16 protein-coding genes are annotated in these 15,037 nt (G+C 66.5%); 6 read left to right on the forward strand and 10 right to left on the reverse strand.

Features of this window, described 5'->3' with window-relative positions; all coding sequences use genetic code 11:
• A partial coding sequence (locus tag DBR20_RS19710; protein ID WP_258223433.1) for a Nudix family hydrolase occupies window positions 1-882 on the forward strand: 882 nt, incomplete at its 5' end.
• 134 nt (window positions 883-1,016) lie between these two features.
• Here the strand turns inward: DBR20_RS19710 and DBR20_RS19715 are convergent.
• Complete coding sequence (locus DBR20_RS19715) at window positions 1,017-1,595, reverse strand: DUF4124 domain-containing protein (protein WP_108267860.1); 579 nt, start codon at window positions 1,593-1,595, stop codon at window positions 1,017-1,019.
• 41 nt (window positions 1,596-1,636) lie between these two features.
• On the reverse strand, window positions 1,637-2,464 hold the full coding sequence (gene metF / locus DBR20_RS19720; protein WP_108267862.1) for a methylenetetrahydrofolate reductase [NAD(P)H]: 828 nt from the start codon (window positions 2,462-2,464) through the stop codon (window positions 1,637-1,639).
• A 203-nt stretch (window positions 2,465-2,667) separates the two neighbouring features.
• Between metF and DBR20_RS19725 the strand changes: the two genes are divergently transcribed.
• Genes DBR20_RS19725 through DBR20_RS19735 form a run of 3 tightly spaced genes read left to right on the forward strand, consistent with a single transcriptional unit; the run spans window position 2,668 to window position 5,418 of the window.
• Window positions 2,668-3,603 (forward strand): alpha/beta hydrolase, encoded by a 936-nt coding sequence (locus DBR20_RS19725; protein ID WP_108267864.1) that lies wholly within the window; start codon window positions 2,668-2,670, stop codon window positions 3,601-3,603.
• A 37-nt stretch (window positions 3,604-3,640) separates the two neighbouring features.
• Entirely contained in the window at window positions 3,641-4,690 is a 1,050-nt protein-coding gene (locus DBR20_RS19730; protein WP_108267866.1) for a histidine kinase, read from the forward strand.
• Window positions 4,687-5,418, forward strand: a complete 732-nt coding sequence (locus DBR20_RS19735; protein ID WP_108267868.1) for a LytTR family DNA-binding domain-containing protein — start codon at window positions 4,687-4,689, stop codon at window positions 5,416-5,418. Before DBR20_RS19730 ends, DBR20_RS19735 begins: the two co-directional genes overlap by 4 nt.
• Before the next feature lie 21 nt (window positions 5,419-5,439).
• Here DBR20_RS19735 and DBR20_RS19740 read toward each other — a convergent pair whose 3' ends face one another.
• Genes DBR20_RS19740 through DBR20_RS19750 form a run of 3 tightly spaced genes read right to left on the reverse strand, consistent with a single transcriptional unit; the run spans window position 5,440 to window position 8,542 of the window.
• Entirely contained in the window at window positions 5,440-6,729 is a 1,290-nt protein-coding gene (locus DBR20_RS19740) for a HAMP domain-containing sensor histidine kinase (protein ID WP_108267870.1), read from the reverse strand.
• Complete coding sequence (locus tag DBR20_RS19745; RefSeq protein ID WP_108267872.1) at window positions 6,726-7,415, reverse strand: response regulator transcription factor; 690 nt, start codon at window positions 7,413-7,415, stop codon at window positions 6,726-6,728. Before DBR20_RS19745 ends, DBR20_RS19740 begins: the two co-directional genes overlap by 4 nt.
• Window positions 7,416-7,417: 2 nt before the next feature.
• Window positions 7,418-8,542: a type 1 glutamine amidotransferase domain-containing protein gene (locus DBR20_RS19750; protein ID WP_108267874.1), complete on the reverse strand. Its 1,125-nt coding sequence runs from the start codon at window positions 8,540-8,542 to the stop codon at window positions 7,418-7,420.
• 105 nt (window positions 8,543-8,647) lie between these two features.
• On the opposite strand from DBR20_RS19750, the gene DBR20_RS19755 reads away from it, so the two are divergent.
• Window positions 8,648-9,205 carry a DUF3228 family protein gene (locus DBR20_RS19755; protein ID WP_108267876.1) on the forward strand — a complete coding sequence of 186 codons (558 nt, stop codon included), beginning with the start codon at window positions 8,648-8,650 and terminating at the stop codon, window positions 9,203-9,205.
• A 111-nt stretch (window positions 9,206-9,316) separates the two neighbouring features.
• Window positions 9,317-9,952, forward strand: a complete 636-nt coding sequence (locus DBR20_RS19760; RefSeq protein WP_108267878.1) for an energy transducer TonB — start codon at window positions 9,317-9,319, stop codon at window positions 9,950-9,952.
• 66 nt (window positions 9,953-10,018) lie between these two features.
• Here DBR20_RS19760 and DBR20_RS19765 read toward each other — a convergent pair whose 3' ends face one another.
• The 5 genes from DBR20_RS19765 to ahcY form a co-directional block, all read right to left on the reverse strand.
• Window positions 10,019-10,513, reverse strand: coding sequence for a hypothetical protein (locus DBR20_RS19765; protein ID WP_108267896.1), 495 nt, complete (start codon window positions 10,511-10,513; stop codon window positions 10,019-10,021).
• Window positions 10,513-10,986, reverse strand: coding sequence for a Cys-tRNA(Pro) deacylase (ybaK, locus tag DBR20_RS19770; RefSeq protein ID WP_108267880.1), 474 nt, complete (start codon window positions 10,984-10,986; stop codon window positions 10,513-10,515). The genes DBR20_RS19765 and ybaK overlap by 1 nt, the downstream gene beginning before the upstream one ends.
• Window positions 10,987-11,157: 171 nt before the next feature.
• Entirely contained in the window at window positions 11,158-12,528 is a 1,371-nt protein-coding gene (locus tag DBR20_RS19775) for a peptidoglycan-binding domain-containing protein (RefSeq protein WP_108267882.1), read from the reverse strand.
• A gap of 50 nt (window positions 12,529-12,578) precedes the next feature.
• Window positions 12,579-13,346, reverse strand: coding sequence for a lysozyme inhibitor LprI family protein (locus tag DBR20_RS19780; RefSeq protein WP_229978811.1), 768 nt, complete (start codon window positions 13,344-13,346; stop codon window positions 12,579-12,581).
• Between the two features lie 231 nt (window positions 13,347-13,577).
• Entirely contained in the window at window positions 13,578-15,023 is a 1,446-nt protein-coding gene (ahcY, locus tag DBR20_RS19785; protein WP_089238815.1) for an adenosylhomocysteinase, read from the reverse strand.
• Between the last annotated feature and the right edge of the window lie 14 nt (window positions 15,024-15,037).

Genomic DNA, 15,037 nt, shown 5'->3' on the forward strand with positions numbered 1-15,037 from the left:
AACCGCCGTACCGAAAGCCGCGACATGGCCGGCCTCTGGGAATTCCCGGGCGGCAAGCGCGAGCCCGGTGAGACCTCCGAGCAGGCGCTGGCGCGCGAACTGCACGAGGAGCTGGGCATCGAGGCCGAGGTGGGCGAGTGGATCATGGACGTGCCGCAGCGCTACCCGGACAAGGACCTGACCCTGGAGGTGCGTCACGTACGCAGCTGGAAGGGCACCCCGCGTGGACGTGAGGGCCAGGCCATCACCTGGGTGGCGCCGGACAAGCTGGTCCGCTATTCCATGCCGCCGGCCGACCTGCCGGTGGTGGCCGTGCTGCGCCAGCCGGACTGCTACCTGATCACCCCAGCGCCAGAGGCTGATGAAGGCGCCCTGCAGCGCTGGCACGGCCAGCTGCAGCAGGCGGTCGCATCGGGTCAGCAACGCATCCAGCTGCGCCTGCCGGTCGAGCATCCGCAGCGGCAGGCCATGATCGAGCAGGCCGTACGCGCGCATCGGCGCGGTGTGCAGTGGCTGCTCAACCGCGATATCGAACTGGCACGCACGCTGGGCGTCGGCGTGCACCTGGGAAGCGAGCAGCTGCAGTCACTGCAGGAACGCCCGCTGCCGGCCGGGCAGCTGGTCGCCGCCTCCTGCCACGACCTTGAGCAGCTGTTGCACGCGCAACGGCTGGGCTGCGACTTCGCCGTGCTGGGCCCGGTGCAGGCCACTGCGAGCCATCCCGATGCAGTGCCGTTGGGGTGGGAGGCCTTCGCCGCGATGCGCGCGCAGGTCTCGCTGCCGATCTACGCGCTTGGCGGCATGACGCCGCAGCACGTGATCGAGGCACGCCGTCATGGTGGGCAGGGTATCGCCGCCATCCGCGGCCTGTGGCCGGCCTGATGCCCTGACACGGGTACCGATCCGACGCCATACAGGGACGAGTAGATCCACGCCATGCGTGGATGAGCAGATCCAAACCGCGCAGGGACGAGTAGATCCACGCCATGCGTGGATGACCGCTCAGCCCAACCCGCTCACAGCGTGATCCAGAAACACCCATATTGCCGCCGCAGCCCAAGCACGGTCGCCGCGCGCGTGGCGCTGCCCGGCAGGGTCTGCTCCAACCGCAACCCGATCGGATGGCGCCGCGCAGTCGGTTCCGATTCCAATTCCGGTACCTGCGCAGCAGTGCCCGCGCCTTCATCCAGATCCTGCCGCGGATACACCGGCACCACGTCCACCAGCGGTCGCCGTACCACCGATTCCAGCTGGCCAAGAATGCGCTGGGCGCCCGCATCGGACACCGCGCCCCACAGATACAGCGAAGAGAGCCGGTTCACATCGCCGATGGCGACCGCCGTGTGCAAGGCCTGCACCAGTTCACTCAACCGACGCGGGCAGCTGCTGCCGAGGCTGTCGCGCTGCAGGGTGTTGCCGGAAGGCGCCGGCGGAGGACGCCGGGACTGCGCACCCAGGCTGTCGCAGGGGCGGTCGGTGTAGACACTTTGTCCCTGCGGATCGGTGCAGCGGTTCAAGCGCGTGGGTTGCGCCTGTGCGACGGCGCAGACGCCGGGCAGCAGCACGAGCAGCAACAGGGAGAGGACGAGCTTCATCGACGCAGCGTAGCGCCGATTGCGATAACGCAGCGTACTTTTCAGCCGCGCAGCAACGTCAGTACCGAGACCGTCGGCTTGGCCAGGTTCAACGTGTAGAAATGCAGGCCCGGTGCGCCCCCGTCGATCAGGCGCTGGCACAGCTTGGCTACCACTTCGGCGCCGAAGGCGCGCACCGATTCGGCGTCGTCACCGTAGGCCTGCATCTTGCGGCTGATCCAGCGCGGGATTTCCGCACCGCACTGTTCGGAGAAGCGGCGCAGCTGGCTGAAGTTGGAGATCGGCATGATGCCCGGAGTGATCGGCACCTGCACGCCGAGCCGCTGCACTTCGTCGACGAAGTGGAAGTAGGCATCGGGGTTGAAGAAGTACTGGGTGATGGCCGCATCGGCACCGGCGTCGATCTTGGCCTTGAAGTGCTTCAGGTCGAGCAGGGCGTCCTGCGCCTGCGGGTGCGTTTCCGGATACGCGCCCACTTCGATGCGGAAGGCATCACCGTGTTCGGCGCGGATGAAGGCGATCAGTTCGGAGGCGTAGCGCATGTCACCGGGGAAGCCCATGCCCGAAGGCAGGTCGCCGCGCAGCGCGACCAGGCGCCGGCAGCCGATGGCGCGGTACAGCTTGAGCAGCTCGCGGATCTCCTGGCGGGTGCCGCCCACGCAGGACAGATGCGGGGCCGCCTCGAAGCCGTGGTGCTGGTTGAGATGGCGCACGGTCTCGGAGGTGTAGCTGAGGGTCGAGCCACCTGCGCCGAAGGTACAGGACACGTACTCGGGGGCATACGCCTTCAGCTTGGCCGCGGCACGGTCCAGCTGGGTGCGCTGTTCGTCGGTCTTGGGCGGATAGAACTCGAAGCTGATGGCGGTCATGGCACGGACGGCGGCGGCGGGTGTGGATAAGTATATCGCTTCATCAAGATGGATGTGCAATGAGTGTGTGAGGTCGACCATCCCGTGCGGGCGACCGTTCGCCCCGCTGACGGGCCGTTGCTCCGCAATCGCAACCGGGGCACCGGAAGCGGAGCCACGCTGGCCCCATTCCCGGCACCACCCACCCGATGAAGGAGCAGACGATGAAGATCTTCCTGGCATTCTGGTACGCGATGAAGGCAATGGCCCGGCTGGCGATGGTCGGCATGGCGATGGCCGTGCTTGGCTCGGGCCCGGCCCATGCCACCGCCGTCGACAAGGCCGCCGTTCCAGGCACAGTGCAGGTCGAGGTGGTCGGCAAGGGGCGTCCGCTGCTGATGATTCCCGGCCTGAACAGCAGTGCCGAGGTCTGGCGCGAGACCTGTCTGGCGCTGAAGAATGTGCAGTGTCACCTCGTGCAGTTGCCGGGCTTTGCCGGTGCTGCGGCAGCGCACCCGCGCCCGGCGGATTTCCTGCCGGCGATGCGCGATGAACTGCTGGGCTATCTGCAGGCGCAGCACCTGTCGAAGGTTGCGGTGATCGGCCACAGCCTGGGAGGCGTGCTGGCGATGCAGATGGCATTGAAGGCACCCGATGCCGTCGGTCCACTGGTGATCGTGGATTCGCTGCCGTTCTATGCGGCGGTGATGAACCCGCAGGCCACCGCGCAGAACGTGGGGATGATGGCCGGGCAGCTGCGCGAAGGCCTGCTGGCGGCCGATGAGGCCAGCTTCAATGCACGCAACGACGCGACCGCCAAGGCCCTGACCCGCAGCATGCAGCATCTGCCGGAGCTCCAGCGTTGGGGGCGCGACAGTGATCGCACGAGCATGGCCGATGCGATGTACTCCATGCTGGTGCGCGATCTGCGTGATGACATCGCCGATATCCACACGCCGGTCCTGGTGCTGGGCAGCTGGGCGGCTTATCAGTCGATGGGTGGTACGGAGGCCAGTACCCGTGCGCAGTTCCAGGCGCAGTACGCGAAGCTGCCGGGTGTGCAGATCGAGATGAGCGCACAGGGCTACCACTTCCTGATGTGGGATGATCCGCGCTGGCTGCAGGCGCAGGTGCGCCGCTTCCTCGCCACGCATTCCTGATCGCTGCATGCCTTTCCCTCCACCACCGAGGCTGCCCATGGACGCAACCACGCCATCCCGCCGCTTCTGGACCCTCAACGCGTTGGCGTGGGCAGGCTATGCGACGTACAGCCTGTGGCTGGGGGTGCGTGTCGGCGGCGGCACGCTGTTCAGCGGCGTGGTGTTGATCTCCCTCAGCATTGCCGTGTCTCTGTGGTTGTGCAGCGGCGCGCTGCGTTCAGTCGCGCTGCGGCAGCGCTGGTGGGATGGCAGTCTGGGCAGCCTGGTGCTGAAGCTGGCAGCTGGCGTGGTGGTCGGCGCCAGCATTGCACAGGGGCTGACGGCGGCCTTGTTGTTGCCGGCGCTGGCCCTTGGCTGGGTGCAGTTGCCCGGTGGGCATGCCGACTACCAGCTGTCGTCGGTCGTGCTGTACTGGATGAATACCGCCCTGTTCCTGTTGATGTGGACGGGCCTGTGGGCGGGCCTGCATGGTCTGCGCCGCGCGCGCCACAGCGAGCTGGCGCGGTTGCGCGTGGAGGCGGAGCGCAGCGCGCTGGAGCGCGATGCATTGCGCGCGCGGCTGAATCCACATTTCATGTTCAACGCATTGAACAATCTGCGCGCGCTGATCCTGGAGGACCCCGAGCGTGCCCGCGACATGGTCACCCGCCTGTCGCGCACGCTGCGCCACGCATTGGCCCACAACCGCAGCGAGCAGGTGACCCTGGCCGAGGAACTGGCGGTGGTCGATGACTATCTGGCCATCGAGGCGATCCACTTCGAACAGCGTCTGCAGGTACGGCGGGAGATCGCCGCAGAAGCTGTGCAGGCACAACTGCCTGCAATGGCACTACAGCTGTTGGTTGAGAACGCGATCAAACATGGCATTGCCAGCCGCGCGGGCGGCGGAGAGGTACATATCCGCGCGTCGCTGGAAGATGGCCTGCTGCGCCTGCAGGTGGACAACCCGCTTGGCAACGCCAATGAACCCACCCTTGGCCATGGTGTCGGCCTGGCCTACCTGCGTACGCAACTGGGTACGCGTGGTCGTTTCGCCCTGCAGCCGATCGGCGACCGTATGCAGGCCCTGCTGGAGATTCCGCAATGACGGCCGTGCTGCGTGTGTTGATTGTCGACGATGCACGGCTGGCGCGGCAGGAGCTGCGTATGCTGCTCTCGTCGTTGCCGTGGGTGCAGTGCGTGGGCGAGGCCGACGACGTGCCGGCCGCGCGCGAGGCCATCGCCACGCTGGCACCGGACCTGGTACTGTTGGACGTGCAGATGCCCTCCGGCAGCGGCTTCGATGTACTGGACGGGCTGGAAAGGGTGCCTGCGGTGGTGTTCGTCACTGCCTATGACACCTACGCAGTACGCGCATTCCAGGCCAACGCGCTGGACTACCTGGTGAAGCCGGTGGAAGCCCCGCGCCTGCTGGAGGCGCTGGAGCGTGCGCGCCAGCATGCGGAGATGAATACCGAAGCATCAAGCGGTCACGGCACGTTGGGCGCGCAGGACCAGGTGTTCGTGCGGGAAGGCGAGCGCTGCTGGTTCGTGGCCGTTGCCGAGATCCGTCGATTGGTGGTGGATGGCAACTACACGCGGCTGTGGTTCCGCGACCAGAACGCATTGCTGGCCCGCAGCCTGAGTGCGTTGGAGGCACGCTTGCCGCCGGATCTTTTCTTTCGTGCCAACCGCAACACGCTGGTCAACCTGCGGCGCATCCGTGCGGTCACGCCGAGCATCGGTGATGGTTACGATCTGGCGCTGGATGATGGCAGCGAAGTCGAGGTATCGCGCCGGCAGGCACGGGAGCTGCGCGAGCGGATGGCGCTGTAGGCGGCACCACACGGTTGGCGATCATCCCGGCATCGGCAAGCCGCGCAGGATCGCCCGCACGCCAAGGGCGTGTCGTTCGATCCGCAGCTGCAGGCCATGGTGATCGCACAGGCGACGCATGATCTCCAGGCCGAGACCGTTGCCCAGGCTGTCTTCGCCTTTTTCGAACGGGCGTGGATCGGGCCAGTGGCCAAGGGATGCGTCGCTGCCGGTGCTGTTGTACACCGACAGTTCTCCTGCTTCCATGCTGATACGCACATGTCCCAGCGGTGTATGGGCGAAGGCATTGCCGATCAGATTGGCCAGTACCATGCGCAGCGCCGGTTCCGGCGCGCAGAGCGCTGCATCGTCGGTCAACGTCATCTGCACCTCCACCGGCCGTGCGCCAAGCAGGGGTGCCTGTTCAACAATGACGCGCTCCAGCAGCGGCACCAGACGCACCTGCGCGGCGGGTGCCGCCTCGTCCTCGCGGGCCAGGGCCAGCAGTGCCGCCACCGCCTGCTGCAGCTGCAGCGCGGACAGGCGGATATGCTGCAGGTGCTGCTGCCCGCGCTCGGACAGCCCGGGTTCGTGCAGCAACTGGCCGGCAGCGCTGGAAATCACCGCCAACGGTGTGCGCAGTTCGTGGCTGGCATCGCGGGTGAAGGCGTGTTCGCGGGCAACAAAGGCGGCCACCCGGGCGGACAGCCGGTCCACGGCACGCGCCAGCACACCGATCTCGTCATCGTCGAAGTGAGCAGCCAGCGCGGTGTCTTCCCGTGGCAGCAGTGGCAACGCCTCCACGTGTGCTACGAGCGTGTACAGAGGGCGAGTACCACGCCGTGCAAGCCACACGCCAAGCAGGATCGCCAGCAGCACCATCACCAGCGCGGTACCGGCCAGCAGGGCCACCACGTCATCGCGGATCGGACGCACCGCCAGTTGAGAGCTGACCTCGGCGATCAGCCAGGCAGGTGGTGACGGCGGTGGCGGATCCATGCGCCGCACGTGGTAGTGCCGGCCCTCGTTGCCGCTGAATTCAGAACGCCACGGCTCCTGGGTGAATGCGGTCTGCAGATCGCTTGGGAACGCGCTCGTGTCCTGATACAGGCGGATGGCCGCATCACCCGGCGCCCGCCATCGACCCGTAGCTGCATGGACGGCGAGCTGCGCCTTCGCTTCACGGGCCAGCTGTGCATTGAAAACGCTGTCTTCCACGGCGTACATGAAGACCAGCGAATACAGCCCGAACACCGCAGCAATGAAGAGGGTGAAGGACGTAAACGCGACGACCAGGCGGCGGCGCAGGCGCTGGATCGGCCGCCGCTTCATGGCGAAGCCTCCAGCCGGAAGCCGACGCCGTGCACGGTGCGCAGCATCTCACCGTTGAATGGCCGGTCCAGTACCTGGCGCAGCAGATACAGATGCGAGCGCAGCGGATCGGAGGGGGGCGCTTCATCTCCCCACAGGCGCTGCACCAGTTCGCTGCGGGTGACAGTGCGCGGCCAGGCTTCGGCCAGCGCCAGCAGGATGCGCTGTGGAACCTGCTGCAGCTCCAGCGCCGTGCCCGCGCGCCAGGCCTGGCCACTGCGCCGGTCGATGCTCAACGCGCCGATCTGCAGCAGGTTCGGTTGGCCCACGCGATGGCGCCGGGCGAGGGCAAGGCAACGGGCCAGCAGCTCTGCATCGTCGAACGGCTTGACCAGGTAGTCGTCCACGCCGGCGGCGAACCCCTGCAGCTTGTCGTCGATCGCATCGCGTGCAGTCAGCATCAACACCGGCACATGGCGGTCGCTGCATTCACGCAACCGCCGGCACAGGGTGATGCCGTCGATGCCTGGCAGTCCCACATCAAGCAGCAGCACGTCCGGTGGTGTTGCCAGTGCCAGACGCAGGCCGACCTGGCCGTCGGCGGCGAAGTCGACCTGATGGCCCTGGGCCTGCAGCAGGTCGACGATGGCCGAGGCCAGCGGCAGGTTGTCTTCGATCAACAGCAGGCGCAGGCGCTCGGCGTCCATGATCAGGGCTGCATGCGGGCCAGGAGAGCCTTAGCTTCGTCCAGCTGCGGCTGCTTTTCCAGCAGTGCCAGCAACTGCTCGCGTGCCTGGCTCGTCCTGCCAAGGCGCCAGTGCGCATCGGCGATGGCCACGTCCAGTCGCGGTTCCTGCATGTGCGGGCGGGCCAGCTGCATGATGGCCAGTGCATTGGCGACCTGAGTGCCATCGGCTGCGCCCTGCAGCTGCACGTACCCCAGCATGCCGATCAGCTCCACATGGAAATCGGTGCTGCGCTCTGCCAGCTGCCGCGCTGCGCTGTCATCGCGCTGCTGCAGGTGCTGCTCGACCAGGGCCATGCTGCGTTCGTCACGCCAGGGCTCGCGCGCTGCTGGAGTGCGACCACTGGCACGCACGAAGGCATCGGCAAGGGCCGCGGTCGAGAACGGGTTCTGCCCGGTCAGCAGCCGGCCATCAACCACCACCTTGGGCATCATCAGCGGTGCCTCCTGCCAGTGCGCCCCCAGTTCGCGCATGCGCGGCTCCAGCTGGAAGCTGAACTCCTTCGCCCAGCGCTTGCCGAACTGGGTTTCCTCTTCCTCGGTGAAACCGGTCATCGCCCGGCCCTGCACAAGCGGGCGTCCATTGCCCAGGCGTACCTCCGCCAATGCGGCGGGGCCGTGGCACACGGCCGCAACGACGCCGCCCTGTTCCCAGATGCTGGCGATGGTCTTCTGCAGGGCGATATCGCTTGGCAGGTCGAACATCGCGCCCTTGCCGCCGATCACCAGTACGCCCTGGTAATCGGCGGCACGAAGCTGTTCTGTGGGAAGCGTGGCAGCCAGCTTGGCAACGGCCTGTTGATCGGCAAGCAGCGCGGCATTGAATGCTTCGGCGGGGTTGTACTTGTCTGCTTCCACGGCACCGCCGCGGGGGCTTGCCACATCGATGGCAAAGCCGTTGCGCTTGAGGATCAACCAGGCTTGGGCGAACTCGTCCATCTCGAAACCGGGACGGCTCTTGCCCTGGTCGCGGCCCTCGCTGCTGACCACCAGCAGCACGCGCGGCGGCTCTGGGGGAGCGGGGGCCGCAACAACGGCCAATGGCAGCAGGACCAGTGCCAGCACGTGGCTCGGGTTGAATCGGAACATGCTCGTCTCTCCTCGGGTGTGCGGCGCAGTCTGCGCGGCAGATGTGAAGCAGACTTCAAGCACGCCGGCGGTTAACCTGAGTCCCTGTTCCCGCATCACATCGCCATGTCCATCGTCCTCACCGATTTCGCCCGCCCCCGCCTGTTCCCCCGCGTGCCGCGCGGCAACACCATCCAGGACTGCAGCGCCGAGCAGTTCGAGGCGCATCTGAACGCGCATCCGCCGTTGAAGGTGCTCGATGGCTATGCACCGTTCTGCAAACTGTTCGTGTACGAGAACTGGACCAGCACGCGCTGCCTGACGGTACCGATCACCGAGGCCAACCGGCAGCAGCTGCGCAGTGGCTACGAAGCGCGCAACCGCGAGGAACTGCCGGTGCTGGTGCGCTGGTTCGAGGGCGTGGAATCGCCGCGTGCCAACTACCTGGTGGTGATCCTGTACAGCGCCGGGCAGTTGGCCAAGGAGGGCTCGCCCATTGATGCGGACTGGGGCATCGTCGGCTGCATCTACACCGCCGAACCGGAAGAAGTGCCGATGGCACCGATCACCATGATGCGCAATGCGCTGGGCGTGGAGGAGGGCGGTTCGGGCGTGCCGCTGGATCGCGAGGCGTACCAGCGTGCGGTGGCATTCTGGGAGAGCAACGCCAACTGGCGCCCGTAACCGGTCGCTGTCATCCACGCATGGCGTGGATCTACAGACGGATCCGAGCCTGACATGCCGGTTCGCGCGGATGCCCTATGATCGGGCAGGCAAACGCACGGAGGGCCGGGCATGGGTATCGGGGCAAGGATTGTTGCGCTGCTGCTGGCAGGCATGCTGCCGGCTACCGGGGTGCTGGCGGCAACGCCGGGTGCTGAGACGGCCTGTTCACCGCTGGCGGCTGTGTCCGGGTTGCGCGATGCGGGGGTGACCGCGCTGTCGATGCAGCCAAGGGACGGTCGTTGCGTGGTCGAAATGATGGCGGCCGATGGCAAGGCGCTGCTTCGGCAGCAACAGTTGCTGGTGGTACTCGCCCAGCAGGCCTGTGCAGCGCCCGCCGAGGTGACCGTGGACGAGGTGGGGGTATCGCTGCAGCTGCGCCTGCCGAAGCACTGCGTGGCTCGCAGCAGCCGGGACCTGTTCGCGGGCGAAGGTATTCCCTGGACGCCACCGCGCGGTAAGTCGCCGCGCTATCCGCGCGAAGCCATGGAGCAGGGGCTCTCCGGCCGCAGCCTGCTGAAGGCGCTGATCGATGCGCAGGGAGCGGTTGCCGCTGTGGTTGTCGAGACGTCCAGCGGCCATGCGCTGCTGGATGAGGCGGCGGTGGAAGAGTTGCGCGGCTGGCGCTTCACCCGCACCGACGCGAAGAGTGCAGTGCCGGAATTGAGCATCGTGCGCGTACCGATGCGCTATGAACTGGTGGAGTAGCAGCCATACACGCATGGCATGGATCTGCCCCGTGTGCGCGGTAGTAGAGCCACGCCATGCGTGGCTTCAATCATCGGTCACAACGATCCACTCCCACCAAGGGTAGTGGTACTCGCGGTCAGTGGCGTCCCATTGCTGGCTGCAATGTGTGCAGGCCACCCGATGCCGGTCACCCCAGCCGTCCTTGGCCACGCCCAGTTGCAGCAGCTGTACATGCCCGTGTTCAATCAGCCGGCGTGGGTCGAAGAACAGATACTCCGGATACAGCGCGCACAGGCAGCCGCTGCGTTCGCGCCAATAGCGCAGGCGGCGCAGTGCGGCTTTCAGGTGCACATCGTTGCTGATCAGTGCCCCGCCCAACTGCACGCCATTGCAGGCGTGTTCGATGCGTTCGGCATGTGGCGCCAGTGCATCAAGCGTAGCGGCGCTGAACAACCGAGCCAGGCGGCTGCTGGCGGCATGGATACGACTGGCATCGCGCGACAGCAGATCCTGCAGCAGCACGTCAGCCTGCGCATCATCCAGCCGCGGTGGCGGCGATGCGGACCATGGCCAGCGTATCAACGGGCCCTGCCGATCGCGGCGTAATGGCCGCCGGTCAGCTGCAACAGGTCGGCCGGGGCCAGCTCCACTTCCAGACCACGCCGCCCCGCGCTGACGTGCAGGGTTGGCAGCGACCGCGCGCTGTCATCAAGGAAACTGCGCAGGCGCTTCTTCTGCCCCAGTGGACTGATGCCACCGACCAGATAGCCGGTTGCGCGCTGCGCGGCATCGACGGCGGCCATCTCGCATTTCTTGCATCCGGCGGCTTCGGCCAGTGCTTTCAGGTCGAGTTGGCCGGCCACCGGCACGATCGCTACCAGCAGTTCATGCGTTTCGGTGCTGGCCAGCAGTGTCTTGAATACCTGTGTCGCGTCCAAGCCCAGCTTTTCGACGGCTTCGCCGCCATAGGATTCGGCATGGGCGTCGTGCACGTAGCTGTGCACGGTATGGGCGATCTTCTCGCGCTTGAGCAGGTTGATGGCCGGGGTCATGGGGGAATCGTAGCGCGGCGCTTTGCTGATGACTTGACCGAGGCTACTGCTGCATCCGCTGGCGACACGCATCGGCTTCCCGGCATCCCGAGGCGGAAAGCTCATCACTCCCACGATGCACTGCGGTAGATGGATCCACGCCATGCGTGGATCCACCCGATCCATCGCAGATCAACGCGACATCGGCTGCTGCGCTTGTGCCTGTTCCTGCGCCTGCCGTTGTGTCTGTTCGGCGTTCAGCGCTTCGCTCTGACGTGTGCTGGACGGCAGGTCCTGGCCGACCGCCTGCGCAAGGTCGATGTAGGTGCGGTGTGCTGCAGGATCACCCAGTTGGCCCTGCACCGCGAACACGCCCTGACCATCCGGACGCGCTACCACGGTGTCCACCTGTGACATGCCGACGACCTTGGACTCGTAGGCGACCTGTCCAGCCGCGTTTTCCAGTTGGTTGCGGTCATGGAACAGCGGCGAGAGCCCCCCCTGGCTGCGCTGCTGTTCAAGCGCTTCCAGTTTCTCCACCACCTGCTGGTAGCGCGGATTGTCGGCGTGCCCGGGCGTAGCCATGCTCGGTGCTGCTGCGGGCGCCGCAGGTTCGGCCTGCTGCTGGCGCTGCTGGCTCGCCGCATCCAGCGCCCCCAGGGTGCCGTTGCCGGCTTTGCCGTCCACCGTCAGCTGGTGATCGCGCTGGAACTGCTGGACTGCCTGCAGCGTGCCCGGGCCAAAGTGACCGTCGGCCACCAGCGGTGCACCGTCCTTGCCCGTGTAGCCGAGGTCGGCCAGCTTCTGCTGCATGGCCTGCACCTCATCACCCTTTGCGCCGTTCACCAGCACGCCACTACCAGCCTGCGCACCGGGTGTGGTGGGCGAGCCGTGTGAGGGTGCATGGGTCTGGGTAATGCCCAGCTGGGTCATGGCCGTGTCGAAGCGTTCATCGCGGCTGGTCACGGCCGCAGGCGACTGGACACCGTACTTGGTTGCATCGACGAAGGTCTGTACGTCGGCCCGGGTGGGGGGATCGCCGGCCTGGACGGTACCGCCCTGCAGTTTTTCCGCATTGCCGGCCAGATAGTTGATGAACTGCGGGCCCATGCTGCCGAACTGGTTGTCATAGTCGGCCATGGCCAGCTGCAGTTCCGGGTTTGCCACGATGGCATCGGCGGCGGCCGGGTTGGTCGCACGCACCTTGGCGATGGCGTCGTCGACGCGCTCGATGGCGCTGTCCAGCTTGGCGTTGGTGAGCTGATCGATGTTGGCCTGCGGGATGGCCTGCAGCTTGGCGTCGAGCGCGGCCAGCTGCTGCGTGCTCAGCCCCCCCTGCTGGGACAGCAGTTCGATGTCACCGTTGGTGAAGCCGTTGTCGCGCAGGAAGCGCCTGGCCTGGGGGTTGCCGCCGACGTCGAACTGCACCAGGCCGAACGAGTAGGTGCTGGTGCCTTCCTTGGCGTACGCGAAATGGTCCAGATGGCGGGTGTTGCCGCCCAGCTCGGTGTTGAGGAACAGCGTGGACAGCTGCTCGCGGGTGAGGGTGGAATCCGTTGCCATGATGATCGTCCTTCAATGAGGAAAAAGGAGCCGGGCCTGGCCGGCGGATATCAGCCGGCGCAGTGCTGCTGGGTGAAGCCGAGCAGCTGGCGGGTGGCCTCGGTGCCGTAGGCGGCCGGCGCCGGTTCGATGGCGAACTGGCCGACCATCTGGTTGCTGCACAGCTGCACGTTGCGCTTGCCGCTGGCTGTTTCCTGGGTGCAGTTGGCCGCAAGCTGGGCATTCTGGCCGCCGCCGATGTTGGTAGCCGCCGTGCAGCCCAGCAGGCGGCCTTCCTGGCCGTTTTCGCCCAGCAGCGTGTTGAAGGTCGCCAGCTGGCTGTTGGGGTCGCGCAGCACCAGCATGTCCACGCACTGCTGCTGGCCGTCGGGCACTTCGCAGGCGTCCTGGTCGACCAGGCCGTCGCGCGTGGCCGACAGCACCTTGAGGCGGTCGGCAAATACCTGTTGCAGGCAGTGCGCGTCGCTGCACAGATCGCGCGTGTGCTGGATCCAGCGCTGCTGCTCGGCCTGCAGCTTGGCCTTGCCGGCGGCATCGAGGGTCTGGCTTGCGGTGGCTTCGGCCTTGGCCAGCTCGCCTTCCTGCTTCAACAGGGCGGGGTCGTTGCAGATCAGGGTCTGCGCCGGTGATGCCGAATCGGCGCAGGCGGTGCTGCTGCCGGCGGCCGCTGCCGGGGCGCTGGCCGCCTTGCCGTCGGTGTTGGCCTGTCCGGTGGTTGCTGCAGGCGCCGTGGCCTGGGCTTCACCGGAGGGCGGTGTGCAGGCGGCCAGCAGGGCCACGCAGCACAGGGTCATCAGGGGCTTCATGGTTCGGGTCATACGTTCACTGCTGCGCTGCATGTCTGTCCTTTGATGTCTGCGTCCTGGCGCATGGCCTGCGGGCGGCGGGGGCATGGGGCGAAAATCGTAGCAAGCGGCTTCTTAGGGCTCTGTGACAGGGCTCGCGGATCGGGCTGGCGGGTGCCGGAACGCAGAACGGGCGCCCGAAGGCGCCCGTTCCGTGTGTTGCATGCACCGCTGGTGCCAACCGTCGGCTGGCACCTGCAGGCATCAGTAGCGGTAATGATCCGGCTTGAACGGACCTTCCACCGGCACGCCGATGTAGTCGGCCTGTTCCTGGCTCAGCGTGGTCAGCTTCACGCCGATCTTCTCCAGGTGCAGGCGGGCCACTTCTTCGTCCAGCTTCTTCGGCAGCAGGTACACCTTGTTCTCGTAGCTGCCCTTGTTGGCCCACAGGTCGATCTGGGCCAGGGTCTGGTTGGCGAACGAGTTGGACATCACGAAGCTCGGGTGGCCGGTGGCGCAGCCCAGGTTGACCAGGCGGCCTTCGGCCAGCAGGAAGATCGCGTTTCCGTTCGGGAAGATGTACTTGTCCACCTGCGGCTTGATGTTGACGTGCTTCACGCCCGGGAAGGCGACCAGCGCATCGACCTGGATCTCGTTGTCGAAGTGGCCGATGTTGCAGACGATGGCCTGGTCCTTCATCGCGCTCAGGTGCTCGATGCGGATGATGTCCTTGTTGCCGGTGGTGGTGACGTACAGGTCGGCACGGCCCAGGGTCGACTCGATGGTGTTGACCTCGAAGCCTTCCATCGCCGCCTGCAGGGCGCAGATCGGGTCGATCTCGGTGACCACCACGCGCGCGCCGTAGGCACGCAGCGACGCGGCGCAGCCCTTGCCCACGTCACCGTAGCCGCAGACCACGGCGACCTTGCCGGCCAGCATCACGTCCATCGCGCGCTTGAGGCCATCGGCCAGCGACTCGCGGCAGCCGTACAGGTTGTCGAACTTGCTCTTGGTGACCGAGTCGTTGACGTTGATCGCCGGGATCAGCAGGGTGCCGGCCTGCGCCAGCTGGTACAGGCGGTGCACGCCGGTGGTGGTTTCTTCCGAAACGCCCTTCCAGTCCTTGACCACGCGGCCCCAGTAACCCGGGCGCTCCTTGGCCACGCGCTTGAGCAGGTTCTTGATGACCTGCTCTTCGTGCGAGGCGGCCTTTTCGTCCACCCAGGTGCTGCCGTTTTCCAGCTCGTAACCCTTGTGGATCAGCAGGGTCACGTCACCGCCGTCGTCGACCACCAGTTCCGGACCGGTCAGGGTGCCGTCGGCCAGGGTGAAGGTCAGCGCGTCCAGGGTGCAGTCCCAGTACTCTTCCAGCGACTCGCCCTTCCAGGCGAACACGGGGGTGCCGGTGGCGGCGATGGCCGCAGCAGCGTGGTCCTGGGTCGAGAAGATGTTGCACGAGGCCCAGCGCACGTCGGCGCCGATGTCCTTCAGGGTCTCGATCAGCACGGCGGTCTGGATGGTCATGTGCAGCGAACCGGTCACGCGCACGCCCTTCAGCGGCAGGGTGGCGGCGTGCTTGCGACGGATCGACATCAGGCCCGGCATCTCGTGCTCGGCGATGTCCAGTTCCTTGCGGCCCCAGTCGGCCAGGGTGATGTCGCGGATCTTGTAATCACCTTCGGTGGAGAAGGTCTTGGCAACAGCATTCATGCAGTAGCTCCGGT

Source organism: Stenotrophomonas sp. HMWF023, from assembly GCF_003060985.1.
Classification (GTDB): Bacteria; Pseudomonadota; Gammaproteobacteria; order Xanthomonadales; family Xanthomonadaceae; genus Stenotrophomonas; species Stenotrophomonas lactitubi.